Annotated in this window: 21 protein-coding genes; 8 read left to right on the top strand and 13 right to left on the bottom strand. The window is 74.3% G+C overall.

All coding sequences use genetic code 11. From position 1 onward, the window contains the following. The first annotated feature begins 223 nt into the window (after window positions 1–223). The 4 genes from QOZ88_RS00150 (at window position 224) to QOZ88_RS00135 (ending at window position 4,816) form a co-directional block, all read left to right on the top strand. Window positions 224–682 carry a helix-turn-helix domain-containing protein gene (locus QOZ88_RS00150; RefSeq protein ID WP_305997816.1) on the top strand — a complete coding sequence of 153 codons (459 nt, stop codon included), beginning with the start codon at window positions 224–226 and terminating at the stop codon, window positions 680–682. A 1-nt stretch (window position 683) separates the two neighbouring features. Next, window positions 684–1,238, top strand: a complete 555-nt coding sequence (locus tag QOZ88_RS00145; RefSeq protein ID WP_305997815.1) for a PIN domain-containing protein — start codon at window positions 684–686, stop codon at window positions 1,236–1,238. A gap of 89 nt (window positions 1,239–1,327) precedes the next feature. Next, on the top strand, window positions 1,328–2,074 hold the full coding sequence (gene yaaA, locus QOZ88_RS00140; RefSeq protein ID WP_305997814.1) for a peroxide stress protein YaaA: 747 nt from the start codon (window positions 1,328–1,330) through the stop codon (window positions 2,072–2,074). A 141-nt stretch (window positions 2,075–2,215) separates the two neighbouring features. Further along, the gene (locus tag QOZ88_RS00135) at window positions 2,216–4,816 is read left to right on the top strand and encodes a SpoIIE family protein phosphatase (RefSeq protein WP_305997813.1); all 2,601 of its coding nucleotides are present in this window, start codon (window positions 2,216–2,218) and stop codon (window positions 4,814–4,816) included. A gap of 12 nt (window positions 4,817–4,828) precedes the next feature. On the opposite strand, the gene QOZ88_RS00130 is transcribed toward QOZ88_RS00135, so the two are convergent. Further along, the gene (locus QOZ88_RS00130) at window positions 4,829–6,556 is read right to left on the bottom strand and encodes a DEAD/DEAH box helicase (protein WP_305997812.1); all 1,728 of its coding nucleotides are present in this window, start codon (window positions 6,554–6,556) and stop codon (window positions 4,829–4,831) included. Between the two features lie 63 nt (window positions 6,557–6,619). Here QOZ88_RS00130 and QOZ88_RS00125 point away from each other — a divergent pair, with 63 nt between their 5' ends. Then, window positions 6,620–8,038 (top strand): amidase, encoded by a 1,419-nt coding sequence (locus tag QOZ88_RS00125; RefSeq protein ID WP_305997811.1) that lies wholly within the window; start codon window positions 6,620–6,622, stop codon window positions 8,036–8,038. A 183-nt stretch (window positions 8,039–8,221) separates the two neighbouring features. Here QOZ88_RS00125 and QOZ88_RS00120 read toward each other — a convergent pair whose 3' ends face one another. From QOZ88_RS00120 to QOZ88_RS00105, 4 genes are all read right to left on the bottom strand, one after another. Continuing rightward, complete coding sequence (locus tag QOZ88_RS00120) at window positions 8,222–9,592, bottom strand: glucose-6-phosphate dehydrogenase (RefSeq protein WP_305997810.1); 1,371 nt, start codon at window positions 9,590–9,592, stop codon at window positions 8,222–8,224. Beyond that, a complete protein-coding gene (locus QOZ88_RS00115; protein WP_305997809.1) occupies window positions 9,589–11,448 on the bottom strand; it encodes a glycoside hydrolase family 15 protein in 1,860 nt (619 codons plus the stop codon). The genes QOZ88_RS00120 and QOZ88_RS00115 overlap by 4 nt, the downstream gene beginning before the upstream one ends. A 153-nt stretch (window positions 11,449–11,601) precedes the next feature. After that, window positions 11,602–16,632 (bottom strand): NAD-glutamate dehydrogenase, encoded by a 5,031-nt coding sequence (locus QOZ88_RS00110; RefSeq protein WP_305997808.1) that lies wholly within the window; start codon window positions 16,630–16,632, stop codon window positions 11,602–11,604. Window positions 16,633–16,703: 71 nt separating this feature from the next. Beyond that, a complete protein-coding gene (locus QOZ88_RS00105; protein WP_091935039.1) occupies window positions 16,704–17,075 on the bottom strand; it encodes a phage holin family protein in 372 nt (123 codons plus the stop codon). A 114-nt stretch (window positions 17,076–17,189) separates the two neighbouring features. On the opposite strand from QOZ88_RS00105, the gene QOZ88_RS00100 reads away from it, so the two are divergent. The 3 genes from QOZ88_RS00100 (at window position 17,190) to QOZ88_RS00090 (ending at window position 19,674) form a co-directional block, all read left to right on the top strand. Next, the gene (locus QOZ88_RS00100; protein WP_305997807.1) at window positions 17,190–17,639 is read left to right on the top strand and encodes a hypothetical protein; all 450 of its coding nucleotides are present in this window, start codon (window positions 17,190–17,192) and stop codon (window positions 17,637–17,639) included. A 74-nt stretch (window positions 17,640–17,713) separates the two neighbouring features. Further along, window positions 17,714–18,907 (top strand): ATP-binding protein, encoded by a 1,194-nt coding sequence (locus QOZ88_RS00095; protein ID WP_305997806.1) that lies wholly within the window; start codon window positions 17,714–17,716, stop codon window positions 18,905–18,907. Between the two features lie 311 nt (window positions 18,908–19,218). Further along, on the top strand, window positions 19,219–19,674 hold the full coding sequence (locus QOZ88_RS00090; protein ID WP_305997805.1) for an ATP-binding protein: 456 nt from the start codon (window positions 19,219–19,221) through the stop codon (window positions 19,672–19,674). A 337-nt stretch (window positions 19,675–20,011) separates the two neighbouring features. Here QOZ88_RS00090 and QOZ88_RS00085 read toward each other — a convergent pair whose 3' ends face one another. The 8 genes from QOZ88_RS00085 to QOZ88_RS00050 all read right to left on the bottom strand — a co-directional run bounded on the left by QOZ88_RS00085 (window position 20,012) and on the right by QOZ88_RS00050 (window position 26,024). After that, on the bottom strand, window positions 20,012–20,506 hold the full coding sequence (locus QOZ88_RS00085) for a hypothetical protein (RefSeq protein WP_305997804.1): 495 nt from the start codon (window positions 20,504–20,506) through the stop codon (window positions 20,012–20,014). Further along, entirely contained in the window at window positions 20,503–20,865 is a 363-nt protein-coding gene (locus QOZ88_RS00080; RefSeq protein ID WP_305997803.1) for a response regulator, read from the bottom strand. Before QOZ88_RS00080 ends, QOZ88_RS00085 begins: the two co-directional genes overlap by 4 nt. Then, a complete protein-coding gene (locus QOZ88_RS00075) occupies window positions 20,866–21,405 on the bottom strand; it encodes a chemotaxis protein CheX (protein WP_305997802.1) in 540 nt (179 codons plus the stop codon). Continuing rightward, window positions 21,402–21,785, bottom strand: a complete 384-nt coding sequence (locus QOZ88_RS00070; RefSeq protein ID WP_305997801.1) for a response regulator — start codon at window positions 21,783–21,785, stop codon at window positions 21,402–21,404. The genes QOZ88_RS00075 and QOZ88_RS00070 overlap by 4 nt, the downstream gene beginning before the upstream one ends. 1 nt (window position 21,786) lies before the next feature. Then, window positions 21,787–22,611 carry a CheR family methyltransferase gene (locus tag QOZ88_RS00065; protein WP_305997800.1) on the bottom strand — a complete coding sequence of 275 codons (825 nt, stop codon included), beginning with the start codon at window positions 22,609–22,611 and terminating at the stop codon, window positions 21,787–21,789. Then, a complete protein-coding gene (locus QOZ88_RS00060; RefSeq protein WP_305997799.1) occupies window positions 22,608–23,720 on the bottom strand; it encodes a protein-glutamate methylesterase/protein-glutamine glutaminase in 1,113 nt (370 codons plus the stop codon). The genes QOZ88_RS00065 and QOZ88_RS00060 overlap by 4 nt, the downstream gene beginning before the upstream one ends. 484 nt (window positions 23,721–24,204) lie before the next feature. Then, window positions 24,205–25,107, bottom strand: a complete 903-nt coding sequence (locus QOZ88_RS00055) for a hypothetical protein (protein WP_305997798.1) — start codon at window positions 25,105–25,107, stop codon at window positions 24,205–24,207. A gap of 464 nt (window positions 25,108–25,571) precedes the next feature. Beyond that, complete coding sequence (locus QOZ88_RS00050; protein ID WP_305997797.1) at window positions 25,572–26,024, bottom strand: chemotaxis protein CheW; 453 nt, start codon at window positions 26,022–26,024, stop codon at window positions 25,572–25,574.

The following is a 26,024-nucleotide window of genomic DNA, read 5'->3' as shown; positions in this document are numbered from 1 at the left end:
CGGCTCCGATCTCTCAGGAAGCCCGTAGCGGGGCCAGCAGGTGCGCCCGGTCACCCGGTCGGGTCGAGGAGCAGCCGGGACCGGCCGATAGACGCTACGAGCGTTGCGCTTATTGCGTTTGCTGCGGATACTGCTGTCAGCTGTGTCGGGGGTGTTCTCCCGGCGACGATGCAGCACACGGCTACGGCTCCGCCAACACACCAGGAAGAGGAAGAGGCTGATCATGACGGCGCTGCTTGACCCACCGATCCAGCCCGACGCAACCGATGTGACGACCGCGGCCGATGCGGTGAAGAGTGTCAAGAACTACCTGCGCACCCACAAGCGCAAGGACGCCGTGCGCCTGGTCGTCGAGGACGAGCACCGGGACACCCTCGTCGTCCCCCGCGCGGCGGTCGAACTCCTCGCCCAAGTCCTCGCGCACATGGCTGCTGGCGAAGGTGTCTCGGTGGTCCCGTCGCACGCCGAACTCACCACTCAGCAGGCCGCCGACATGCTCAACGTGTCGCGTCCCTACCTGATCGGTCTGCTCGACCGCGGTGAGATCGAATATCGCAAGGTGGGCAGCCATCGCCGGATCAAGGCCGACTCTCTACTGCGATACATGCGCGAGGACGACCGCATGCGGCGCGCTGCCGCCGACGAACTGACCGCGCTCAGCGAGGAGATGGAACTCCTCTGACGTGACTTCGGTCACCGTCATCTACGACGCGAATGTGCTCTACCCCAGCCTCCTGCGCGACCTGCTGATCCGGGTCGCGCAGGCAGGGCTGGTCCGCGCCCGCTGGACCGACGAGATCCTCGATGAGGTCTTCCGCAATCTCCTCGAAGAGCGGCCCGACCTGAACCCGGAACGGCTCGCGCGTACCCGCACGCTCATGAACGAGGCCATCCGGGATGTCCTCGTCACCGGCTACGAGCCGGTGAAGGAGGTCCTCGACCTCCCGGACCCCGACGACCGGCACGTCCTGGCCGCCGCGATCAAGGTCGGTGCCCAGACCATCGTCACCAACAACCTGAAGGACTTCCCGGCTGAGCAGCTCGCCGCGTGGGACATCGAGGCCCGCAGCGCCGACGAGTTCCTGCTCTCGATGGTCGACCTGAACCCTGAGGTCGTCTTCGGCGAGATCCAGCGCATCGCCGACAGCAAGCGCCGCCCGCCGACGAGCGTCGACGAAGTGTTCACCGCCCTGAACAACCAGGGCCTCGTCGAGACGGTGACCGCCCTCCGCTCATGACACAACAGGCCGGTGCCCTGATTCCGTCGGAGAGGCGTTCCAGCCGGTGGTCGTCGACCTGAGCTGACGGGCGCCTAGGCTGGCGCCCCGTGCTCGTGCTGCTGCCCCCGTCGGAGACCAAGGCGCCCGGGGGCGAGGGCCCGCCGCTCGACCTCGGGGCGCTCACCGCACCGGAGCTCACACCGGTGCGGACCGGGCTCGCCGAGGCGCTGGTCGCGCTCGCCGGCGACGTCCCGGCGTCCCGTGCCGCGCTGGAGCTCTCCCCGAAGCAGGACGACGAGATCGCCCGCAACGCCACGCTCTTCACCGCCGGCACGCTCCCGGCGCTCGAGCGCTACACCGGCGTGCTCTACGACGCGCTCGCCGTGCGCTCGCTCACCCGCGCGCAGCGGGCCCGGGCCGACCGCCGGCTGGCCGTGGGGTCGGCCCTCTTCGGACTGGTCGCCGGCGGGGACCGCATCCCGGCGTACCGCCTCTCGGCCGGCTCCGCGCTGCCCGGCCTGCCCACCCTCCGCGCCCTGTGGAAGCCGGCGCTCGGGCCGGTGCTCGCCGGCGTCGACGAGCTGGTCGTCGACCTGCGCAGCGGCTCCTACGCCGTGCTCGCACCCGTGCCCGGCGCGGTCACCGTGACCGTGCTGAGCGAACGGCCCGACGGCACGCGCGCCGTGGTCAGCCACTTCAACAAGGCGCACAAGGGACGGCTGGCCCGCCTGCTCGCCACCACCACGGCCGAGCCGGGCGACGTCGTGCGGCTCAGGACCCTGCTGAGGCGGGCGGGGTTGCACGTGGAACACGACGGCGGAACGGCGCTGACGCTGGTCGTGCCCGCGCACTGAGGCCCATCTCTCGCCCTCCGCCCCTGCGGTTGGTTGCACGCAACCGGCCCGCCGTGACATAACTGCGGGGGACCCGGCGTGCCCGAACCACGCGGCGCACGGGCACCTCGTATCCGGCGGCCGCCGGGCAGGAAGGCTTCGGTGGACGGGACGGACCGCACGGTCGACGCGGGACCGGGCCTCGGCGCGCGCTCCGCGGCCGAGCTGCGCCTGGACCCCACCCGGGTGGCAGCCGCCCGCCGCATCCTCCCGACCGGGGACCGCGCCGGGCTCGACCGGCTCGCGCAGCTCGCCGCCCGGTTGCTGGGGACGAGCGGCAGCCAGGTGTCGCTGCTCGTCGACGTGCAGCACGTCGCCGCCGGGACCGGCGCCGCGGCCGTCGGCACCACCGGGCCGCTCGAGGAGTCGCTCTGCACCATCACGGCGTCGCTGCCCGCCGGGGAGGCGCTCGTCGTCCCCGACGCACGGTCCGACGAGCGCGTACGCGACCTCCCGCCGGTGCGGTCCGGCACCGTGGGCTCCTACCTCGGCACCGTGCTCACCGATCCCACGGGCGCCCCCGTCGGCGCGCTGTGCGTCTTCGACCCCGAGCCGCGGCCGTGGGCGAGCTCGGAGATCGCGACGCTGCGCCAGCTCGCCGGCTCGGTCATGACCGAGCTGCAGCTGTCGGCGCTGCTGCGCCGGTCCGAGGACGACCGCATCCGGTGGGAGCTGGCCACCGAGGCCGGCGGCGTGGGCACCTGGGACTGGGACCAGGAGACCGGTGAGCTGACCTGGGACGAGCAACTCATCGCGATGTTCGGCTACGGCAGCGAGGACTTCGGGCGGACGATCGACGCGTTCAACGCGCGCCTGCACCCCGAGGACGCCGAGTGGGTCGGCGAGGCGCTCCAGCAGGCCGTGGAGACCGGCGGTGAGTACGACGCCACCTACCGCATCGTGCGCCCGGACGGCGAGACCCGCTGGATCCACGCCCGCGGCCGGGCGCTGGTCGACGGGGGTGGGCGCACGACCCGCATCCTGGGCACCGCCTACGACGTGACCGGCGAGCGGGAGGAGGCCACCCGCGTCACCCGCGTCCTCGAGGCCATGCCCGCCGGCTTCTACAGCCTGGACCGGGAGTGGCGGTTCACGCACGTCAACGCCGAGGCCGAGCGGTTGCTGCAGACCACCCGGGACGAGCTGCTGGGGCGGGAGCTCTGGGAGGCCTTCCCCGACGCGGTGAACAGCGTCTTCGAAGACCGCTACCGCGAGGCCGTGCGCACCGGTGAGCCGGTCGCCTTCGACGCCTACTACCCCGCGCCGCTGGACGGCTGGTTCGAGCTGCGGGCCTGGCCCAGCCCCGACGGTCTGTCGGTGTACTTCATGGAGGTGACCGAGCGGCGCCGGGTGCAGGAGGAGGCCGAGCGGGTGGCGCAGCGGCTGGCGCTGCTGGCCAGCGTCAGCGCCGACCTCGCCGGCCCGCTGGACCAGCACCGCGCGATGGAGCACCTGCCCCAGCTCGTCGTGCCGGCGCTCGCCGACTTCTGCATCGTCACGGTCGTCGACGAAGACGGCCGCCCCCGCGACGTCGGGTGCTGGCACGCCGATCCCGAGCTGCGCCCGGTGCTGGAGCGCTACACCGAGGTGCGGCTGGACGCGATGCCGCCGGACTCCCCCGCCGCCGTCGCGCTGCGCACCGGGGAGCAGCGGCGCAGCCTGGGCTCGGCGGTGCTGGACCTGCTCGCCCCGGGGGAGTCCCGCGACCTGCTGGCCCGCCTCGATCCGCGCGAGGCCGTCGTGCTGCCGATGCGCGGGCGCAACCGCACGCTGGGCCTGCTGACCGTCTACTACTCCCGGGTGACCCCGACCCGGGCCGAGAACCTGGCCACCGCGCAGGAGGTGGCCGACCGCGCCGGCCTCGCCCTGGACAACGGCCGCCTCTACAACGCCCAGCAGCAGCTCGCCGAGGGGCTGCAGCGCAGCCTGCTCACCGAGCCGCCGGAGCCCGACCACGCCGAGATTGCGGTGCGCTACCTCCCCGCCGCGGAGGCGGCCCGGGTCGGCGGCGACTGGTACGACGCCTTCCTGCAGCCGGGCGGCGCGACGATGCTGGTCATCGGCGACGTCGTGGGGCACGACACCGAGGCAGCGGCGGCCATGGGGCAGCTGAGGGGCTTGCTGCGCGGGGTCGCCACCTACAGCGACGCCGGCCCGGGTGAGGTGCTGCGCGGGCTGGACGCCTCGATGACGACCCTGCAGATCCCCACCATGGCCACCGCCGCGGTCGCCCGGCTCGAGCAGACGCCCGACGAGGTGGAGCAGGGCGTCACGCGCATGCGCTGGGCCAACGCCGGCCACCTGCCGCCACTGGTCCTCACCGAGGAGGGGCAGGTGGCGGAGCTGGGCGAGTGGACCGGCGACCTGCTGCTGGGGGTCGACCCCGGCACGCAGCGGCGCGAGTCGGTCGCCATGCTGCGGCGCGGCTCGACGGTCCTGCTCTACACCGACGGTCTCGTCGAGCGCCGCGACTCCGACCTCGACGAGGGCATCCAGCGGCTGCGGGCGGCGGTGGAGGAGCTCGCCGACCTGCCGCTGGAGGCCCTGCTCGACGAACTGCTGCACCGGCTGGTGGACGGCCACCCGGAGGACGACGTCGCGCTGGTCGCCGTCCGGCTGCACCCGCAGGACCGGCCCCGGCCGGCCGCGGCCGGGCCGACCCGCGTGCCCCCCACCGTGCCGAAGGACCCGGCCCAGGACTGAGCCGCGCGCCGGTCAGCGACCGCGGTCGCGCCGCACCTGCGCCTTGCGCCCCTTGATCATCGTGGCCCGCAGCGCCTGCACGACCTCGTCGGCGGCGGCCTCGGGCACCTCGACGAGCGCGAACCGCTGGTGGATCTCGATCGACCCGACGTCGCGCCCGGTCAGCCCGGTCTCCCCCGTGATGGCACCGACCAGGTCGCCCGGGCGGATGCCGGCGTCCCGGCCGACCCCGACGAACAGCCGTGCGGCCGGGCCGCCGCCGGGACGCCCCGCCGGCCGGCCGGGTCGCTCGTCCCGCCGCCCGCCGTCGCGCCCGCCGCCGGCCCGCCCGCCATCGCGCTCGGGGCGGAAGGAGACCTGCGGGATCTCCTCGTCGTCGTCCACCGGGCCCGTCGCCTCGTGCGCGAGCTTGACCGCGGCGAGGGCGACCTCGACGAGGTCGAACTCGTCGGTGAGCGTCTCGACGACGACGCGGAAGCGGTCCAGGTCGTCGGTGAGCAGGCTCTCCCGCAGCGCGGCCCGCGTGAGGTCGAGCCGGCGGGCGCGGAGGTCGGCGACCGTGGGCACCTTCTCGACGGTGATCGGCGCACCCGCGACCCGCTCGATCGTCTTGAGCATCCGGTGCTCCCGGGGCTCGGCGAGGGTGATCGCCACGCCCTCGCGGCCGGCCCGGCCCACCCGGCCGATGCGGTGCACGTAGGACTCCGGCGCCGACGGGACGTCGTAGTTGACGACGTGGGTGAGCTGCTCGACGTCCAGCCCGCGCGCCGCGACGTCGGTGGCCACCAGCAGCTCCGCCGTCCCCCCGCGCAGCCGCCCCATCACCCGGTCGCGCTGCTCCTGGCTCATGCCGCCGTGCAAGGCCTCGGCGCGGTAGCCGCGGCCGTTGAGGGTCTCGGTGAGGCTGTCGACCTCCTCGCGAGTGCGGCAGAAGACGATCGCCGCGGCCGGCGCCTCGACGTCGAGGATCCGGCCCAGGGCGGCCGGCTTGGCCCCGCGGGGCACCACGTAGGCGGTCTGGCGGATGCGGGGCGCGGTCCCGGGCGCCGCCCGCTCGCGGGCGATGGTGATCCGCACCGGGTCGGACAGGTGGCGGCGGGCCAGCGCGTCGAGGCGGCGCGGCATGGTGGCCGAGAACAGCACCGTCTGCCGCTCCTCCGGCGTCGCGTCGAGGATCGCCTCCAGGTCCTCGGCGAAGCCCATGTCGAGCATCTCGTCGGCCTCGTCGAGCACGACGGTGGCGATCTCGTCGAGGCGCAGCGCCCCGCGGTTGAGCAGGTCGAGGGCGCGCCCGGGGGTGGCGACGACGACGTCCACGCCCGACTCCAGCGAGCGCAGCTGCCGCACGATCGGGGCGCCGCCGTAGACCGGCAGCACGCGGGCGCCGAGGTCCTTGCCGTAGCGGTGCAGCGCCTCCGACACCTGGACGGCGAGCTCGCGGGTGGGCACCAGCACCAGCGCGACCGGGGTGCGGTCGGTGCGGTGGGCCGGCATCCGCTGCAGCACGGGCAGCGAGAAGGCGGCGGTCTTGCCGGTGCCGGTCGCGGCCTGGCCGAGCAGGTCGCGGCCCCCGGCCAGCGGCGGGATCGCCTGCTGCTGGATGGGCGTCGGTTCCTCGTAACCGAGGGCGGACAGCGCCTGCAGCAGCTCCGGGCGCAGGCCCAGGCCCTCGAAGGTGTGGCCCTCGAAGGTGGGGCCCTCGACGGTGGGGTCGCCGGCAGGGTGGAGTTCGTCGGTCATCGCCGCCCATCGTTCCCCCTGGTCGGCGACGACGCGCGGCCGGGCTTCTGGCAGGCTGCCCGGGTGACCGCCGACGACGACCTCTGCACCCGCCCCGCGACCGAGCTGGCCGCGCTGGTCCGCGACCGCGAGGTGTCGGCGCGCGAGCTGCTGGAGGCCCACCTCCGCCGCATCGAGCGGCTGGACCCGCAGGTCAACGCCGTCGTCACCGTGGACGCCGAGGGCGCCCGCGCCGCCGCCGACGCCGCCGACGCCGCCCAGGCCGCGGGCCGGCCGCTCGGCCCCCTGCACGGGCTCCCGGTCGCGCACAAGGACACCCACGCCACCGGCGGCATGCGCACGACGTGGGGCTCGCCGCTGCACGCCGACACCGTGCCGGCCGCCGACGAGCTTGTGGTGGCACGCCTGGTCGGCGCCGGGGCGGTCCGGGTCGGGAAGACCAACGTGCCCGAGTTCGCGGCCGGCTCGCACACCTTCAACCCGGTGTTCGGCGTGACGCACAACCCCTACTGGCACGGCCTCTCGGCGGGCGGGTCGAGCGGTGGGGCGGCGGCCGCGCTGGCGGCGGGGTTCGTGCCGATCGCCGACGGCAGCGACATGGGCGGCTCGCTGCGCAACCCCGCGGCGTTCTGCAACGTCGTCGGGCTGCGGCCCACCCCGGGGCGGGTGCCGACGTGGCCCGCGCCGATGGCGTGGTCGCAGCTGTCGGTGCAGGGCCCGATGGGTCGCACGGTCGCGGACGTGGCGCTGCAGCTGTCGGTGCTCGCCGGGCCCGACCCGCGCGTGCCGATCGCGCTCGCGGACGATCCGTCCGGGTTCGCCGCCCCCCTGCCCGAGCGCCTCGACGGCCTCCGCGTGGCCTGGGCACCGGATCTGGGCGGTCAGGTGACCGTGGACCCGGCGATCACCGCCGTCCTGGCGCCGTCGGTCGCCGTGTTCGAGTCCCTGGGCGCGTCGGTGGAGGAGGCCTGCCCCGACCTCACGGGCGCGGACGAGGTCTTCGGGACCCTCCGGGCGTGGCTGTTCGACGCGAACTTCTCCGAGCTGGCGCGGCGGCACCCGGACCAGGTCAAGGAGTCGATCCGCTGGAACGCCGAGCTGGGCGCGAAGCTCACCGGCTCCGACCTGGCCCGCGCCGAGCGGCTGCACACGGCGCTGTACGAGCGGGTGGTCGCCTTCTTCGAGCGGTACGACGTGCTGCTCGCGCCGACGACGCAGGTGCTCCCCTTCCCCGTGGAGCTGGAGTACCCGACCGAGATCGCCGGCGTCCACCAGGAGAACTACCTGGAGTGGATGCGTTCCTGCACGGTCATCTCGGCGACCGGGTGCCCGGCGCTGTCGGTGCCGGGCGGCTTCACCCCCGACGGGTTGCCGGTGGGCCTGCAGGTCATCGGGGCGCCTCGGGCCGATCGCCGGGTGCTCGAGGTGGGGCACGCCTTCGAGCGGGCGACCCGGTTCGGCGAGCGCCGCCCGGCTCTCTGAACCGCTCTACCGCTCTCTAGCTCCCTTGCTAGAGAACGCTACACGCGACGAGACGGCGGAACGCATGCCGAGCGCGACGACGTCGTGGCGATCAGCCGCTGATGGCCACGAGTTCGTCGCACTCGCGCGGCGGGCGGGGACCAGGACGACCGCGCAGCGGCCGACGAGGCGGCGCACCCCCGGTCAGCCCGCCTCGGGGCCGTCGGAGCCGGCCGGGTACTCCTGCAGCGGCACCTCGCCCGCGGACCACGCGGCGAGGATCGGCTCGACGATCCGCCAGGACTCCTCGGCCTCGACGTCGCTGATGGCCAGCGCCGCCTCGCCGGCGAACAGCCCCTTCAGCAACAGCCCGTAGGCCGACAGCGCCGGCGGCGGGAGCTCCGCGCCCAGCGTCCGCCGCTCCAGGTCGAACGGGTCCCCTGCGCCGTTGAGGTTCACCTCGAGGCTGATCGCGTCGGGGTCCAGCCGCAGCCGCAGCACGTCGGGCTCCGGCTGCGCCGCCCCCTCGTCCCGCCCGAACGGCAGGTGCGGCACCGGCCGGAACCGCAGCACGATCTCGTGCCGGTCGGCGCCCAGCGCCTTGCCCGACCGCAGCCGAAAGGGCACGCCCGCCCACCGCCAGTTGTCGATGCCGACGGTGTACTCGGCGTAGGTCTCGGTGCCGCGGTCGGGGTGCACGCCGGGTTCGGCGGTGTAGTCGGGCAGCTCCCGCTCCCCCACCCGGCCCGCGGTGTACCGGGCGCGGACGGTGTCCTGCCGCGGGTCCTCCGGCGACCGGACGGCGCGCAGCACGTCGGCCTTGCGGGCGGCGAGGCTGCGCGCGTCCAGGGCGGCCGGCGGCTCCATGGCCACCACGGCCAGCACCTGCAGCAGGTGGTTCTGCAGCATGTCGCGCAGGGCGCCCGCGGTGTCGTAGTAGCCGGCCCGCCCCTCCAGCCCCAGGGTCTCGTCGAAGACGATCTCCACCCGCTCGACGTGCTGGGCGTTCCACACCGGCTCGAACAGCCGGTTGGCGAACCGCAGGCCGAGGATGTTCAGCACCGTCTGCATCGCCAGGAAGTGGTCGGTGCGGAACACCTGCTCCTCCGGCACCAGCCGGTGCAGCACCTCGTTGAGCTTCCGGGCGTCCGCCAGGTTGCGGCCGAAGGGCTTCTCGACGGCGACGACCGCCCCCTCGGGCAGCCCCACCTCGGTCAGCGCCTCGAGCGTGGGCAGGAAGACGGTGTTCGGCAGCGCCAGGTAGACCACCGGCACGCCGCCCGCCCGCTCCAGGCCGGCCCGGAGGTCGGCGGGGACGGTGACGTCACCCTGCCGGTACCCCAGGCCGCGGACCAGCCGCTCGCGGGCCTGCTCGGGCACGTGCGCCGCGTGCTCGGCCAGCCGGTCCCGGGCCCAGCCGCGGTACTCCTCGTCGGTCCACTCCTCCCGGCTGACCGCCACCAGCCCGGCCGGCTCGGCGAGCACGCCCGCGGCCACGAGCTCGGCGAGCCCGGGCAGGAGCAGCCGGCCGGTCAGGTCACCGGTCCCGCCGAGGACCACCAGCGTCCGGGTCATCGCGCACCTCCTCCGTCCGCGGCGGCCGAGGCCCGGGCCAGGTTCCAGCCGCTGGCGATCACACCCACGTGACTGAACGCCTGCGGGAAGTTGCCCAGGAAGGCCCCGGTCGACGGGTCGACCTCCTCGGCGAGCAGGCCGAGCCCGGTCGCCCGGCCGCAGAGCGAGTCGTACAGCGCGTGCGCCTCGTCGAGGCGCCCCTGCCCGGCCAGGTTGTCGACCAGCCAGAAGCTGCAGAGCAGGAAGGCGCCCTCGGTGCCCTGCAGGCCGTCGGGCGACTCCTCGTGCAGGTAGCGGTAGAGCAGCCCGTCCCCGGCGTCGAGGTGGCGGCGCACCGCCTCGGTGGTGGCGACCATGCGGGGGTCGTCGGCCGGGACGATCCGGCGCAGCGGCAGGCTCAGCAGCGAGCCGTCCAGGCCACCGCGGTCGCCGCCGCCGGGCGGGGTCAGGTGCTCGGTGAACGTGCCGCGGTCGGGGTCCCACGCCTGCTCCAGCAGGGTGCGGTGGATCCGGTCGGCCTCGGCGCGCCAGCGCTCCCGGGGGTGCGGGAGCCCCAGCAGGTCGGCGATCCGCAGCGCCCGGTCGACGGCGACGTGGCACATCGCGACCGAGTAGGTGAACGGCCGCCCGGCGTCGCGGATCTCCCAGATGCCGTTGTCCGGCGTCCCCCACTGGGCGATGGCCTGCTCGGCGAGCGTCCGCAGCGAGATCCACAGCGGCCCGCTCACCTCACCGCCGCCGCGCACCCACTGGTAGGCGACGTCGAGCAGTTCACCGTAGACGTCGTTCTGCACCTGCCGGGCCGCGCCGTTCCCCCAGCGGACCGGGGAGGACCCGCGGTAGCCCGACAGCGTGGCGTCCAGCCACTCGGTCGCCGGCGGCTCGCCGTCGAGGGCATACATGATGTCGACCCCGCCGCGCCGCTCGACGTTGCGCAGCGTCCAGGCCAGGAAGGCGTGCGACTCCTCCCCCATGCCGATGCGGTTGAGCGCGTAGCCGGTGAAGGCGGCGTCGCGCACCCAGGTGTAGCGGTAATCCCAGTTGCGCTCCCCGCCGATGCCCTCGGGCAGCGAGGAGGTGGCGGCGGCCATCACCGCCCCGGTGGGCACGTGGTCGAGCAGCTTCAGGGTCAGCGCCGAGCGCCGCACGAGGTCGCGCTGCGGGCCCGAGTAGGTCAGGCAGCCCGCCCAGGCCCGCCACGACGCGACGGTCTGGTCGACCAGCCGCTGCGGGTCGCGGCGGGCGCGGGTGTGGGTCTGCCCCGACCACTGGAGGGTGACGGTCAGCCGCTCGCCGGCCGCGAGCCGCGCCCGGCCGGTGATCGCGCCGTCGCCGCTGAGCGTCAGCGGGTGCGAGCACCACAGCATCAGGTCCAGGTCGGGGCGGGCCGGCCAGCGGATCCGCCAGGCCTCGAGCTCCGAGCGCACCTGCACGCCGTCCTTCGGCGCCAGCCGCACCTCCACCTCGACCGAGCCCGACAGCACCCGGGCGGTGCGCAGGATCTCGCCGCGCCCGGCGGGCACCGGTTCGGAGAGGTCGGCGCCCGACCGCAGCGGCAGGCAGTCGGTGAGCTCCAGGACGCCGTCGGCGGTGTGCAGCTCGGTGACGAGCACGCCGGTGTCGGGCAGGTAGCGCTGCGCCGCCTCCCGGAGCCCGACGGGGGTGACGGCGAAGGTGCCGCCCCGGCGGGCGTCGAGCAGCCCCGCGACGAACGGCTCGCCGTCGAACGTCGGCAGGCACAGCCACGGGATCGAGCCGTCCCGGGCGACGAGCGCACAGGTGACGCCATCCCCGATCAGTCCGTGGTCCTCGATCGGCAGGTAGCCGTCGGTGCGGGTCAGCGGGCGCAGCGGCACGGGCGGTCCTCGCGTCGGGGGCAGCGGTCCGTCGCACCCTGCCCGCGGACGGGCCGGCCAACCCTCCCGCGGATGACGGTCCCGTGACTCGGGCCTTCTACGGCTCTCTAGGGCCTCGGGTAGACGCGCCGAGACGCCGCGAGAGCGCCCCGGTCAGGTCCCCTCGGGCCGGGGGAGGCGCCGGGCCTGGCGGCGCTTGCGCAGCCCGCGGAGGGTCCGGACGGCGACCAGCAGCTCGGCGAGCTCGTGGCGTTCGCCCGCCGTGATGTCGGCCAGCTGGGCGGCCGCCCGGCGTTGCGCGGCGTCCCAGCCCTCCGCCCACCGGCCGACCAGCTCGTCGGGCTCCTCGGCGTCCCCGGTGCGCAGGGTCAGCACGTCCTCGGTCAGCGAGGACTGCTCCATGGCGAGGTCGTCGCGCAGAGAGGCCCGGGCCATGGAGGGCCAGCGCCGGTCGCGGGGCAGCGCGATCACCTGCTCGCGCAGGGCCACCAGCCCCAGCCGCTCGGCCAGCCCCTGCATGACCCGGCCGGCCAGGGTCACCGGCGCGCCGGTCCGCTCGGCGACCACCGCCAGGTCCAGCGCGGCCGGCAGCAACGGCGCCGACGCCACGCGGGCGGCCAGCTCCGCGGGCAGGCCGGCCTCCTGCAGCCGGGCGGCCCGCGAGGCGAAGGCTTCCGCCTCGCCACCGAGCAGCCAGCCCGGGAGCCCCGCCTCCACCGCCGTGACGGCGGGCGCGAACCGGTCGACCACCTCCGCCAGCGGGGGCGGGTCCTCGGCGGTGAGGTCGGGCTGGCGCAGCAGCCAGCGCGCCGCCCGCTCGGCCAGCCGCGTGGCCTCCGTGCGCGACTCGGCCTGCACGGCGGCCGACACCTGGTTGTCCAGGGGGCGGACGGCGTCCCACATCCGGTCGACGCCGAACACCGCCCGGGCCACCGCGTGCGCCCGGACGACCGACGGCAGCGGCACCCCGGTCTCTTCCCCGAGCCGGAACAGCCCGGTGACGCCGGCGATGTCGACCGCGCGGTTGGTCAGCACCGTCCCGATGATCTCGCGGCGCAGCGGGTGGCTGGTGACCGCCGCGGGGAACCGGCTGCGCAACGGGCCGGGGAAGTAGTCGACCAGCAGCTCCTCCAGCGCCGGGTCGTCCGGCAGCGGGGAGGCCAGCACCGCGTCTCCGGTCTGCAGCTTGGCGTAGGCCAGCAGCACCGACAGCTCCGGGCTGGTCAGCGCGTGCCCGTCGCGGCGCCGCTCGGTGAGCGCGCGGTCGTCGGGCAGCGCCTCGACCGCGCGGTTGAGCCGCCCCGAGCGCTCCAGCGACCGGATGAACCGCTCGTGGGAGTCCATCAGGCTGCGCGCGGCCGCGGCCTCACCGGCGAGGGTCGCGTTCTGCGCGTGGTTGTGGGTCAGGACGGCGGCGGCGACGTCGTCGGCCATCTCGCCGAGCAGCGCCGCGCGCCCCTCCGCGTCGATCCGCCCCTCGTCGACCACGCGGTTCAGCGCGATCTTGATGTTGACCTCGTGGTCGGAGGTGTCCACGCCCGCCGAGTTGTCGATGGCGTCGGTGTTCACCCGCCCACCGGCCAGCGCGTACTCGACCCGGCCGCGCTGGGTCAGGCCGAGGTTGCCGCCCTCGCCCACGACCCGAGCCCGCAGCTGCCGGCCATCGACCCGCACCGCGTCGTTGGCCTTGTCGCCGACCTCCAGGTGGCTCTCGCCGGCAGCCTTGACGTAGGTGCCGATACCGCCGTTGAACAGGAGGTCGACCGGCGCGAGCAGCACCGCGCGGATCAGCTCCACCGGGCTCAGCGCCGTGACACCTCCGGGCAGCCCGAGGGCGGCCCGCACCTGCTCCGACACCGGCACGGTCTTGGCCGTCCGCGGCCAGACGCCGCCGCCCTCGCTGATCAGCGACGCGTCGTAGTCGGCCCAGGAGGAGCGGGGCAGCTCGAACAGCCGCCGGCGCTCGGCGAACGACGTCGCGGCGTCGGGGGTGGGGTCGACGAACACGTGCCGGTGGTCGAACGCGGCCACCAGCCGGATGTGCTCGCTGAGCAGCATGCCGTTGCCGAAGACGTCACCGGACATGTCGCCGACGCCGACGACGGTGAAATCGTCGCGCTGGACGTCGAGGTCGAGCTCGCGGAAGTGGCGGGTCACCGACTCCCAGGCGCCGCGGGCGGTGATGCCCATCGCCTTGTGGTCGTAGCCCACCGAGCCGCCCGAGGCGAACGCGTCGCCCAGCCAGTACCCGCGCTCGAGCGCCACCGAGTTGGCCAGGTCGGAGAAGGTCGCCGTCCCCTTGTCGGCGGCGACGACCAGGTAGCTGTCGTCGCCGTCGTGCCGCACCACCTTCGGCGGCGGGACCACGCTGCCCTCGACGAGGTTGTCGGTGAGCGACAGCAGCGCGCCGACGAACAGCCGGTAGCAGGCCTGCCCCTCGGCGAGCACCTCCTCGCGGGAGGCGGCGTCCGCCGGCGGTCGCTTCACGACGAAGCCGCCCTTGGCGCCGGTGGGGACGATGACGGTGTTCTTGACCATCTGCGCCTTCACCAGGCCCAGCACCTCGGTGCGCAGGTCCTCCCGGCGGTCGGACCAGCGCAGCCCGCCGCGCGCCACCTTGCCGAACCGCAGGTGCACACCCATCACCCGGGGCGAGCTGACCCACACCTCGTGCGCTGGGCGCGGCTCGGGCAGGTCGGGCACGTCGGCCGGGGCGATCTTGAGCGCCAGCGGGGTGGGCCGCTCCGGCGTCGAGGCGTAGTACGTCGTCCGCTGGGTGGCGGTCACCGCGGCCAGCAGGGAGCTCAGGACGCGGTCGGCGTCGAGGGAGGCGACCTCGCCGATCGACCGCTCCAGCGCCGCGACCAGGTCGGCCTGCCGGGCGTCCCGCCCGGTGACCCGGCCCGGCGAGAAGCGGGTCTCGAACAGCGCGACCAGCCGCGCCACCACGCCGGGGTGGGCGGCCAGGGTCTGCTCGACGTAGGCCTGGCTGAACGGCAGCCCGGCCTGGCGCAGCCACTGCACGTAGGCGCGCACGACGGTGACCTGGCGCCAGTTGAGCCCGGCGAGCATGACCAGCGCACCCAGGCCGTCGTCCTCGGCCTCGCCCCGCCACACCGCGCTCACGGCCTCGGTGAACCGCTCCGGCAGCGAGCGCAGCAGCGGCAGCTCGACCGGCGGGACGGCGACGCCGAAGTCGTAGATCCAGGTGGGCGGCGCCCCGATGCGGTCGATCTCGTACGGGCGCTCGTCGACGACGTCGACGCCCATGTTCTGCAGCATCGGCAGGATCTGCGAGAGCAGCAGCCGCTCGCCGACCCGGTACACGGTGAGCCGGCGCTCCCCCGGCACCGCACCCGTGGGCGTCCACAGCCGCAGCGCCAGGTCACCGGACGCCAGCCCGTCCAGCCGGACCAGGTCCTCCACGGCGCGCTGGGCGGTGAAGTCCTCCTGGTAGGCGGCGGGGAAGGCGTCGGCGATCCGGGCGAACACCTTCTCGGCGTCCGCGCCGAAGCGGGCGGCGAGCGCGTCGGAGAGCTCGTCGGTCCAGCTGCGGGCCGCGGCGGCGAGCTCGGCCTGCAGCGCTTCCACGTCGACGTCCAGCAGCGGCGTCGCACCCTGCCGGCTCACCGGCAGCCGGACCACGAAGTGCAGCCGGGCCAGCACCGATTCCGTCGAGCGCGCGGTGAACTCGATGCTCGTGCCGCCGAGCCGCTTGAGGAGCAGCTGCTGCATGCGCGTGCGCACCTCGGTGGTGTAGCGGTCGCGCGGCAGGTAGACCAGCGCCGACCAGAACCGGCCGGTGGGGTCCTGCCGCAGGAACAGCCGGGTCTGCCGTCGCTCCTGCAGGTGCAGCACCGCCATCGCCACCGGCAGCAGCTCGTCGGCCCCGACCTGCATCAGCTCGTCGCGGGGATAGGTCTCCAGGACGTCGAGCAGCTGCTTGCCGGTGTGGCTGTCGGCGGGGACGCCGGAGCGGCGGACCACCTCGACGACGCGGCGGCGCACGAGCGGGACGTCGAGCACGCTCGTGCCGTAGGCGGTGGTCGGGAACAGCCCGACGAACCGGCGCCGCCGGGTCACGCCGGCGCCGTGCGGCAGCGTGACGGCCACCAGGTCCAGCCATGCCCGGCGGTGCACCGACGAACGGGTGTCGGCCTTCGTGACGGTGAGCCGGTGGCGCCCGGTGACCCCCGCGGCCTCGGGCGGGGCGGTAGCCGAACGGGCGATGTCGGTGTCGCTGCGGAGCACCCCGAGGCCCGTCCCGGGCACCGGACGGGCGACGGTCACCTCCCGGTCCGGGGCGATCTCGACGTCGCGGGCGCCGAGGAGCACGAAGTTGCCGTCGGCCAGCCAGCGCAGCAGGGCGGCGGCCTCGGCCGGGTCGTCGGCCGGGTCGTCAGCCGGGTCGTCAGCCGGGTCGGGCGGGGCCCCGTCCCGGCCGGCGAGCTCGTCGAGCTCGGCGGCGAGGTCGACCATGCGGGCGCGCATCCGGTCGCCGTCCTCGTGGACGGCGCGCACGTCGTCGAGGACGGTGCGCAGGCCGGTCACCAAGTCGGCAGCCGCCTCGCCGTCCAGCGGTCCGTCGAGCACGACGGCCATCCACGATTCGGCGACGGCGCCCTCCCCGCAGGCAGCGACGTCCAGGCTGTCGCACAGGCCGGTGATCGCGCCGCGGAGATCGCGGCGGACGACCAGCAGCGGGTGGACGACGTGCTCCAGCCGGAACCCCTGCCGGACGACCTCGGCGGTGACCGAGTCGACCAGGTACGGCATGTCGTCGGTGACCAGCCGGATCACCGCTCGGCCGGTCCGGTGCCCTCGCGGGACGCGCTGGACGTCGACGGCTGCGGCGCCGGGCGGCCGCACCTGCGCGAGGGAGAGGTGCCCCAGGGCGAGCGCGGCGAGGTCGGCGGGGGTGGTGCCGAGCACCTCCTCGGCGGGTTCGCTCCAGTAGTAGCGCAGGAAGAACGCCGGGAGGGTGTCGGGAGTGCACCCCGGTGGGAGCCCCGACCCCCCGCGCTCGGCCTCGGCGACGGCCAGACCGGCCGCCTTCCGCAGCAGCTGCTTCTTCTCGTCGCGGCCGGCCTCGAGGGCGGCGAGCTCGGTGAGGGAGCCGCTCGAGGGACCGCCGTCCCGGTCGCGCACCGGGGTCTCCGGGGCGACGCCGGTGTCACTGGCCATGTCAGGCCACGCTACTGCCCCGTGAGACCGTCGTCACGGCGACGCGGTGAGCGCGCCGCCGTGCGGCGGGTTCAGCGGTCGAGGAGCTGGTCGGCGGCCCAGCCGACGACGGCGAGGATGAGCCCGCCGATCACGGCGGTGCCGAACCCGTCGATGGTGAGCCGGTCGGTGATCGCCGCCGTGAGCCCGAGGAGCGCCGCGTTGATCACCAGCAGGAAGAGCCCGAGGGTGAGCAGCACGAACGGGAGGGACAGCAGCCGCAGGACCGGTCCGACCAGGGCGTTAACGACGCCGAAGATCAGCCCGATCCACAGGTAGCTGCCGTACTCCCCCAGCGGCCCGTCGGGGTTGGGCAGGACCTCCAGGCCCGGGAGCACGTCGAAGTAGGTCAGCCCGTAGAAGGCCGCCGCGAAGACGACGACCTTGAGCAGGAACTTGATCACGTCCCGACGCTAGCGCCGACGCCGGGCCGATCGTGGGATCTCACGGCGTCTGCCGTCGTCTAGCGACGGGGCTAGAGATTGGCAGACGGCGGTCGGCGGCCGCAGACTGCCGTCGTGACGAGGGCCGGGGAGTCGCTGGACATCCGCCCGCCGGGCTGGGCCCGCGTGCTCGGGCCCGTCCTCCTCCTCGTCTGGGTGGCGGTGTCCTTCTTCGGGGAGCGGGCGCCCGACGGAGCCTTCGTGCCGGGGCTGCTCATCGCGGTCCTCGCCGGCGCGGTCGTCGTCCGGCTGTTCCTCTCCAGCGCCATCGGCACGGCCGACGGGCGGCTCACGGTGCGCAACGTCCGGTCGACCCGGACCTTCACCCGGGACGAGATCGACGGTGTGGAGGTCGACCGGGTCCGCGGCCGTGGATGGGCGGTGTGGATCCGGCTGGCCGACGGCGAGCGCCACCGGCTGGACGTGACGGAAGCGCCGTTCCTCGGACCGTTCCAGGGGACGCTCGATCGGCAGGCCGCCGAGGTGCACGCGTGGCTGACCGGCCGGCCGCACGCGCACCTCTGACCCCGCGCGACACGCCATCGGGAGTTCTACGGATCTCTACGGCGCGCGCTAGACATGCCCATACGGTGCGAGGCATGGATCCCGTGCGGAACCCCTACGCCCCCGGCGCCGGCCAGCGCCCGCCCGAGCTGGCCGGCCGTGACGACGAGCTGCAGGCGTTCGACGTGGTCCTCGAGCGGATCGCCCGCGGCCGCCCGGAGCGGTCCCTGGTGCTCACCGGCCTGCGCGGTGTGGGCAAGACCGTGTTGCTCAACCAGCTGCGTTCGGCCGCCATCTCGCGGGGCTGGGGCACCGGCAAGATCGAGGCCCGGCCCGAGCAGTCGCTGCGCCGGCCGATCTCCTCCGCGCTGCACATGGCGCTGCGCGAGCTGGGGCCACGGCACGGCGACCAGGAATCGGTCGCCGAGGTGCTGGGCGTGGTCAAGGCCTTCGCCCAGCGGGTGAACGCGGCCGAGGCCAAGGTGCGCGACCGCTGGCAGCCGGGCATCGACGTCCCCGCCGCGACCGGGCGGGCCGACTCCGGCGACATGGAGATCGACCTGGTGGAGCTGCTCAGCGACGCCGCCGGGGTGGCCGCCGACATCGGCAGCGGGATCGCCCTGTTCATCGACGAGATGCAGGACGTCCAGGCCGACGACGTCTCGGCGATCTGCGCCGCCTGCCACGAGCTCTCCCAGCAGGGCGCGCCGCTCATCGTCGTGGGCGCCGGGCTCCCCCACCTGCCCGCCGTCCTGTCGGCGTCCAAGAGCTACTCGGAGCGGCTGTTCCGCTATCTGCGCATCGACCGGCTGGAGCGCTCGGCCGCGGACCGGGCGCTGCTCGCCCCGGCCGAGCGGGAGGACGTCACCTTCGAGCCGGCCGCCCTCGACGCCCTCTACGCGGCCGCCGACGGCTACCCGTACTTCGTGCAGGCCTACGGCAAGGTCACCTGGGACGTCGCGGCCTCCTCCCCCATCACCGCCGCGGACGTCGCGATGGCGGCTCCGGTCGCCGAGGCCGAGCTCGCCGTGGGCTTCTTCGGGTCGCGCTACGACCGGGCCACCCCCGCCGAGCGGGAGTACATGCACGCGATGGCCGAGCTGGGCGGGGACGCCGGGGCGGCGGTGGCGACGTCGGAGGTCGCGGTCTCGCTGGGCCGCAAGCCCGCGTCCCTCTCCCCCGCGCGCGACTCGCTGATCAAGAAGGGGCTCGTCTACTCCGCCGAGCGCGGCCAGATCGCCTTCACGGTGCCGCACTTCGGCCGCTACCTGCTGCGCCACCCCGACTAGCACTGCGGCCGTCGACGTTCGCCTGCCTGGCGGCTGCCTTCCCGAGGCCGCCGCTGATGGCGATGGAGTGCGCAGATGGTCAGTTCTCGGCACGGGATGGCGCGTCTGCGCACATTGTCCTGACGCGAAGCGTTAGCCGGCCCAGCTTGAACCAGTCGAAGGTCGCGTGACGCGGCCCTAGCCACCCGCTCGGCCGCGCCGTGTGGACGCGTGACACCGCCCACAGATTCCCGCCGACCCGCGCCAGGGGATTGACACGAGACGGTCCGGGGAACCTCGGGACGGTCGATGACCCGAGTCGAGGGGGAGGCATGGGGCGACTCGCGTGGCCGGTCCGCCCGCTACCGGACGGGCGCGGCGAGGTGTGGCGCTGGCAGCTCGGGTCCCTCGCGGAGCTCCCGGCCGCCCGGGCGGCCCTGCGGTCGCTGGTGCGCGACGTCGAGCACCTGCCCGCCGACGAGGTCTCGGGCGAGCAGCTCGTGCTGGCCTTCGACGAGCTCGCCTCCAACGCCCTCCGCCACGGCGAGCGCCCCGTCGTCGCCACCGTCGTCGCCGGCAGCGGGGGCTGGCTGCTCGATGTGAGCGACCGGGCCCCGCAGGCCATGCCCGCGCCCACGGTCGACCGGGACCCGGCGAAGGGCGGCATGGGGCTGCAGCTGGTGGCCCGCCTGTCGGTGGCCCACGGCTGGTACGTCGACGAGGACCGCAAGCACGTCTGGGCCTGCCTGCCGACCGGGGAGGGCGACCGCGCGCCCGCGCTCGCATAGGCCGGTTCCACGTGCAACACGCACGAGACCCCCGCCGCCCGAGGGCGACGGGGGTCCAGGGCTGTGCACGGTCGTCCCGAGTGGGCCCCGGAGGGGTCTGCGCAGGGACGACGAAGCGGCTCAGCGGCGGTCGGGAACGGCACCTGGCCGCGGTGCGGTCCGGAGGACCGCAGTGACACGGCCGCGGTGCTGTGCCCGGTCGTCCCGAGTGGGCCCCGGAGGGGTCCGCGCAGGAACGACGAAGCGGCTCAGCGGCGGTCGGGAACGGCACCTGGCCGCGGTGTCGTCCGGAGGACGACAGTGTCACCGCCGCGGTGCGGTCCGGAGGACCGCAATGTCACGGCACGACGAAGGAGAGGGCTCCCTTGCCGTAGGTGGGCACCTCGATGGCGAGGTCCACCCGGTTGAAGGCCGCGAGCATGCCGACGATGTCGCCGGGGAGCTCTTCGCCCGGGGCGTAGAGCTTGTGCAGCTTGGAGTGCGGGGCGCCCGGGGTGTTGAACAGCGCGGAGAGCACGTTCACCACCTCGTGCAGCGCCTCGACCTGCATGGAGGTCAGCTCGCCGTCCTCCTCCACGGCGTCCTGGGCACCGCCGGGCGGCAGCAGGGCCAGGGCAGAGCCGGTGTAGGCCGCAGCGCCGAGATCCATCAGGCACAGGGCGTTGACGGCCATCTGCGGGTCGACGTAGACGGCGACCGCCACCGGCTTCTCCGGCGTCGGGGTGACCGGCGCGCCGGGGGAGACGTTGACCGGCTTGCCGACCAGGCCGGTCAGCATGTCGCGGATGTCCTTGGCGGCGGGCAGCTGCACACCCGTGGTGGGGGCGGTCATGCGATCACCCCGTCCAGGTGCTCCTTGAAGGTGTCCTCGGTGAACGGCTTGGCGATGAGGAAGAGCGCGCCGGCGTTGGCCGCCTTCTCCCGCATCTCCGGGGAACCCTCGGAGGTGACGAAGCCGAACGGGACGGCCGAGCCGGAGGCCCGCAGCGCCTGCAGGCACTCGATGCCGGTCATGTTCGGCATGTTCCAGTCCGACAGCACCAGGTCGGGCTGCTCGGACGAGACCTTGGCCAGCGCGTCGGCGCCGTCCTCGGCCTCGACGATGTCGTGGTCGTCGTAGCCGGCCTGGCGCAGCGTGCGGATGACGATCTGCCGCATGACGCGGCTGTCGTCGGCGATCAGGATCTTCACTCAGGACACCTCGTTCTTGCGGGTAGGGGTGGAACCGGGCAGGGGCGGGAGAGCGCCCTGCACCGAGATGGCGACGGGCTCGCCGCGCCACAGCACATCCAGGCGGCACACGTCCGCCTGGTTGCGGACCAGCGGTGCGTTGCCCACCTGCGGCAGGCTGAGCGCCGAGGGACCCGGCAGCGCTGCCTTCACGTTGCCGCCGACCACGTTGGCGAGCTCACCGAACGCGTCGGCGACGTCCTCGTCGTCGAGCACCTCGGGAGCGTGCTCCCGGAGCAGCGCCCGGGAGAGCTCCTCGGCGGTGGCACGACCGGTGGTCAGGACGACGCTGCCGGTCCACGGGCCGACGACGTCGACCCAGCTGGAGAGGATGTCGGCGGGCAGGTCACCCGGCAGCGGGACGAGGACCTCGTCCTCGCCGACGAGGGCGACCCACGCCTCCGCGGCGATCGACTCGACGGTCGCCTCGTCGATCAGGTCGGTGATGACCGGGCGCGTGTCGCTGGCACGACGCCGCTCGCCGGTGTCCGTCGTCGTCACAGGGAAACCTCCTGCGGGAGCAGGCCGAGCAGCGCGAGCTTGTCGCGGATCGCGTCGGCGGTGAACGGCTTGATCACGTACTCGTGCGCGCCGGCGGCGAGAGCGCGGACGATCTGGGTGTGCTCGCTCTCCGAGGTGACCATCATCATGGTCATCGCGCGCCACGCCGGGTTGGCGCGGACGACGGAGACGAACTGCAGCCCGTCCATCACCGGCATGTTCCAGTCGATGGTGGCCAGGTCGGGGAGCCAGCCCTCGTCCAGCACGTCGAGCGCGGCGCGACCGTGCTCGGCGTCCCGGACCTCGTAGCCGAAGCCGGTCAGGATCCCGGTGACGATCCGGCGCATGGCCCGGGAGTCATCGATCACCAAGGCACGCATGTCAGGCCCCCTTCAGTGGGCGGTAGGCGGAGCTGCGGCCGATGACGACCCGCTCCCAGGAGTCGTCGACGCCGAGAGTGGTCTCGGCGGCGCCGAGGAACAGCCACCCGTCGGGCCGCATGAGGTCCCGCACACGGCGGAGGATCGACTGCTTGGTCGGCAGGTCGAAGTAGATGAGCACGTTGCGCAGGTAGACGACGTCGAACGGCCCCATCCGGGGCAGCGGTGCGGCGAGGTTGCACTCGCTGGCGTTGACCATCCGGCGGAGGTTCGCCGCCACCTCCCACTCGTTGCCGGCCCGGGTGAAGTGCCGCACCAGCATGGGCGCCGGGAGGCCGCGGTTGACCTCCAGCTGGCTGAACCGGCCGGCGCGGGTCCGCTGCACCATCTCGCGGGACAGGTCGGTCGCGGTGATCGACACCCGGGACGCGGCGTTGGGCAGGGCGTCGTCCAGGAGCATGGCGATCGTGTACGGCTCCTGGCCGCTGGAGCTGGCCGCCGACCAGATCTGCAGGCGCTCGTTCGCGGCGCGGGCCGACACGAGCGCCGGCAGCACCGTCGAGGTCAGCGCCGTGAACGGGTCGCCGTCCCGGAACCACGACGTCTCGTTCGTGGTCAGCGCCTCGACGATCTTCCTCGTGTCGTCGGCGCTCGGCCGGGTCCGCACCGTCTCCACCAGCTTGGTGACGTCGGTCAGGCCCATCTGCCGGGCGATCGGCAGGAGGCGGGCCTCCACCAGGTACTCCTTGCCCGGCTGGAGGACGATGGCGCTCTCCTTGCGGACGAGGTCACGGACCCAGTCGAAACTGGTCGCGGTCAGACTCATCGACGACCTCCCACGGCCATAGCTGTTCCGGTGCTCAGGGGGGCGGCACCGGCGAGGTGGCGCTGGATCGCCTCGGCGATCCGGTCGAGCGGCAGCACCTCGTCGGCGTAGCCGGCCTGGGCGACGGCCCCGGGCATGCCCCAGACGACCGAGGTCGCCTGGTCCTGCACGACGACGGTGCCGCCGGCGTTGCGGATCTCGCCGCAGCCGTTGCGCCCGTCGGCACCCATGCCGGTGAGCACGACCCCGAGGACGGCGCCGTCGTAGGCGGCCACCGCGGAGCGGAAGAGGGGGTCGACCGCGGGCCGGCAGAAGTTCTCCGGCGGGCTCTGGTTGAGCGCCGTGGTGAAGCCGGCGCGGCCGTTGGCGCGGACGACCAGGTGGTGGTCGCCGGGGGCCAGGTGCACGGTGCCGGGGGCCAGTGGGGTGCCGTCGACCGCCTCGACGACGCGCAGCGGGGAGAGCCGGTCGAGCCGCTGGGCGAACTGCCGGGTGAAGACCGGGGGCATGTGCTGGGCCAGCAGCACCGGGACCGGGAGGTTCACCGGGAGCGCGGGCAGCACGCGCGCGAGCGCCTCCGGCCCCCCGGTGGAGGACCCGATGACCAGCACGGCGGGCTTCTTGCCGGGGCCCGTGCGCGGTGCGGCCGGGCGCGGCGGCGGGACCACCGGGGCGGCGGCCGCACGCACGGACGTCACCGGACGGCCGGTGAGCGCCTTGATCTTCGGGATCAGCTGCTCACGGACGCTCTCCATCGACTGCGCCACGCTGCCGACGTTGGCCGGCTTGGTGACGTAGTCGTTCGCCCCGGCCGACAGCGCGTCCAGGGTCGCGGTGGCGCCGCGCTCGGTGAGCGTGCTGAACATGATGATCGGCACGCGGTTGCGCGTCCCACGGACCGCCCGGACCGCCTCGATGCCGTTCATCTCCGGCATCTCGATGTCCATCGTGACCAGGTCGGGCTTGAGCTGCTCGAGCTTGCCGAGGGCCACCTTGCCGTTGACGGCGGTGCCGACGACCTCGATCCCCGGGTCCGCGGAGAGCACGTCGGTGACGATCTTGCGGACGACGACCGAGTCGTCGACCACCATCACCCGGATCGGGTTCACACGTCCTCCTGGCCCCTGCCCGCGCCGACCGGCGGGCTCGTTGTCTGTATCGGCATCTCCGCCTCCGGCTTGAGCCGTTCGGCGGAGCGGACCCGCCGTCCCCGGAATGCTCGGGCGATCGACGACGGGATTCCGCGGCACGGCGGCAGAAAGCGACAGAAGCACCGGCCCCGTGACCATGATCGACATTTCGCAGAATGGTCGGGGGTCTGTCTCGGGTGCGGGCGCGCCGCGCTTCCTGGGACGCCCCAGCGCCGCACGGGCGCGCGGAATCGCGGCCGGGGCGGGCTGGTGCTGCCTGGGATTCTCGGCGGCGGACGGGCTGAATACAGCCGACACGCAGAAGGTGTGGCGCTATCTTTTCGCCGTCAATTCGAGTCGACAACGGCGCGTGCGACGACCACCGCAGCAATTGTCGACAAGTGCCCCGGAAATGGTCACCGACCGGGACGGGCGGGGTGCGGCGCGGGCCGCCGCGGGCCGGTCAGGAGAGAGCGGCGACCCGGCGGCCGGGCGCACGGAGCACGGCGGAGCTCTCGGTGGCGAGCAGGTCGTCGAGCACGACCGCCTGGACGCACCCGGCCACGGCGTTCCAGACGCCGGCCGCGCCGTCGTGCAGGTCGAAGCCGCCGTCGAGGAAGGCCTGGACGGCCAGCAGCTGCGCCGCGGCCAGCGCCCGGGTGCGCCCGGAGACGTGCGCGCCCCACGAGGCCTCGTGCATCGCGGTGGCCCAGGGCCGGTGCGCGGCACGCCCCTCGTCGACGGCCACCCGCCAGCGCGATCGGCCGGCGTCGTCCAGGTCACGGACGGCGGCGAGGAAGCCGGTCAGCTCCTCGGTGTGCTCCAGCCCCCAGCCGGCGGGCCCGGCCAGCGGGCCGGCGTCCAGCGCCCGGTCGAAGGCCGCGGTCAGCTCGCGACGCACCAGCGGCGGGAGCACGCCGGCGGCCCAGAACCCGACGGCGGCGTCGGCCAGCACGTCGGCGGTGTGCTCCCAGGTGTCGGCGTCGAGCCGGCCCGCGAGCGGGTGCTCGTGGCCGAGGACGTCCTCGCGGAGCAGCCGCTCCAGCGTCGGGGCGTCGCCGATGGTGCCGAGCTCGAGCTGGCGGACCAGCAGGGCGGTTCGGTCTCCGGCGCCCTCGGCGGCGTCGGCCGCGGTGCGCACGTGCGGCACGGCGGCCGCCATCTCCCGCGCCCGGCGGGACCGGACCGCCCGCACGCCGCGCTGCTCGCGGTCCAGCCCGCGGGCGGGGTGGACGCCGGCGAGGCGGGTGAGCGCCGGCTCGTCGGCCCCCAGGCCGGCGAGCAGGACCTCGGCGACCTGCCGGCCGGCGGGCAGGCGGACCAGGTCGAAGCCGAGGGTGGCGGCACTCACCAGGGAGTAGGGCACGGCGCGCCTCCAGGGCTCCGGGAACGGGACGGACCCATGCTGGCTGCCCGGGCGGAGCAGCACCATGCGCCCGTCACCCCATCGCAGGAGCGCCTGTACGCCTACAGCGCGTGTCGCACCGTGCGCGGTCAGCGATTGATCACCGTGCGTCACCGATCGCTACTCGGAGGTGCTGGCTCGGTCGTCCCGTCGCCCTCGTCACCGGTCGCCTGCTGGGTGCCGCGATCCGCACCGGGGAACCGCCGTCCTCGCGGTGCAGCGCGAGGACGGCGACCGCGCGGTGAGGACGGCGGAGCTGCTGCGAACGCACGAGCGGCGGGGAGGTGGTCTTCCCCGCCGCTCGTCGTCACAGCTCGCCCGGTCGTGCCGAGTGGGCCCGAAGGGTCCGCGCAGGCGCGACGGACACGCTCCGCTTACCTGGGGACGGCACCTGGCCGCGGTGTCGTCCGGAGGACGACAGAGTGCTACGCGCTGACGGCCTTCTGGACGTCGAGGGCCAGGAGCAGTTTCCCGTCGAGCTTGTAGGCGCCGCGGATGAGGTCGCGGGCCTGGCCCTCCAGGGTGTCCGGCGGCGCCTCGAAGTCGCCGGCGTCGACGTCGACCACATCGGCGATGGAGTCGACCAGCATGCTGACGGCCTCGCCGTGCAGCCGGACGACGATGACGACGGGGTCGGTGCCCTCCGGGCGGGCCGGCCGGCCGAGCCGCTCGCGCAGCTCGATGGCGGTGACCACCTGGCCGCGGAGGTTGATCAGGCCGGCGACGGCGGTCGGGGCGAGCGGCACGCGGGTGAGCTGCTGGCTGCGCAGCACCTCCTGCACGTGCTCGACCTCGATGCCGTACAGGTCACCGTCCAGCCGGAAGGTGGCCAGCTGCCCGCTGGTCGCGGGCGCCAGGGCGCGGGTCGGAGCGGTCAC

Origin of the sequence: Blastococcus carthaginiensis, from assembly GCF_030731085.1 — a bacterium.
In the GTDB taxonomy this organism is placed as follows: domain Bacteria; phylum Actinomycetota; class Actinomycetes; order Mycobacteriales; family Geodermatophilaceae; genus Blastococcus; species Blastococcus carthaginiensis.
Note: the sequence above shows the minus strand (reverse complement) of the source record. Positions and strands in the feature narration are given on the sequence as shown.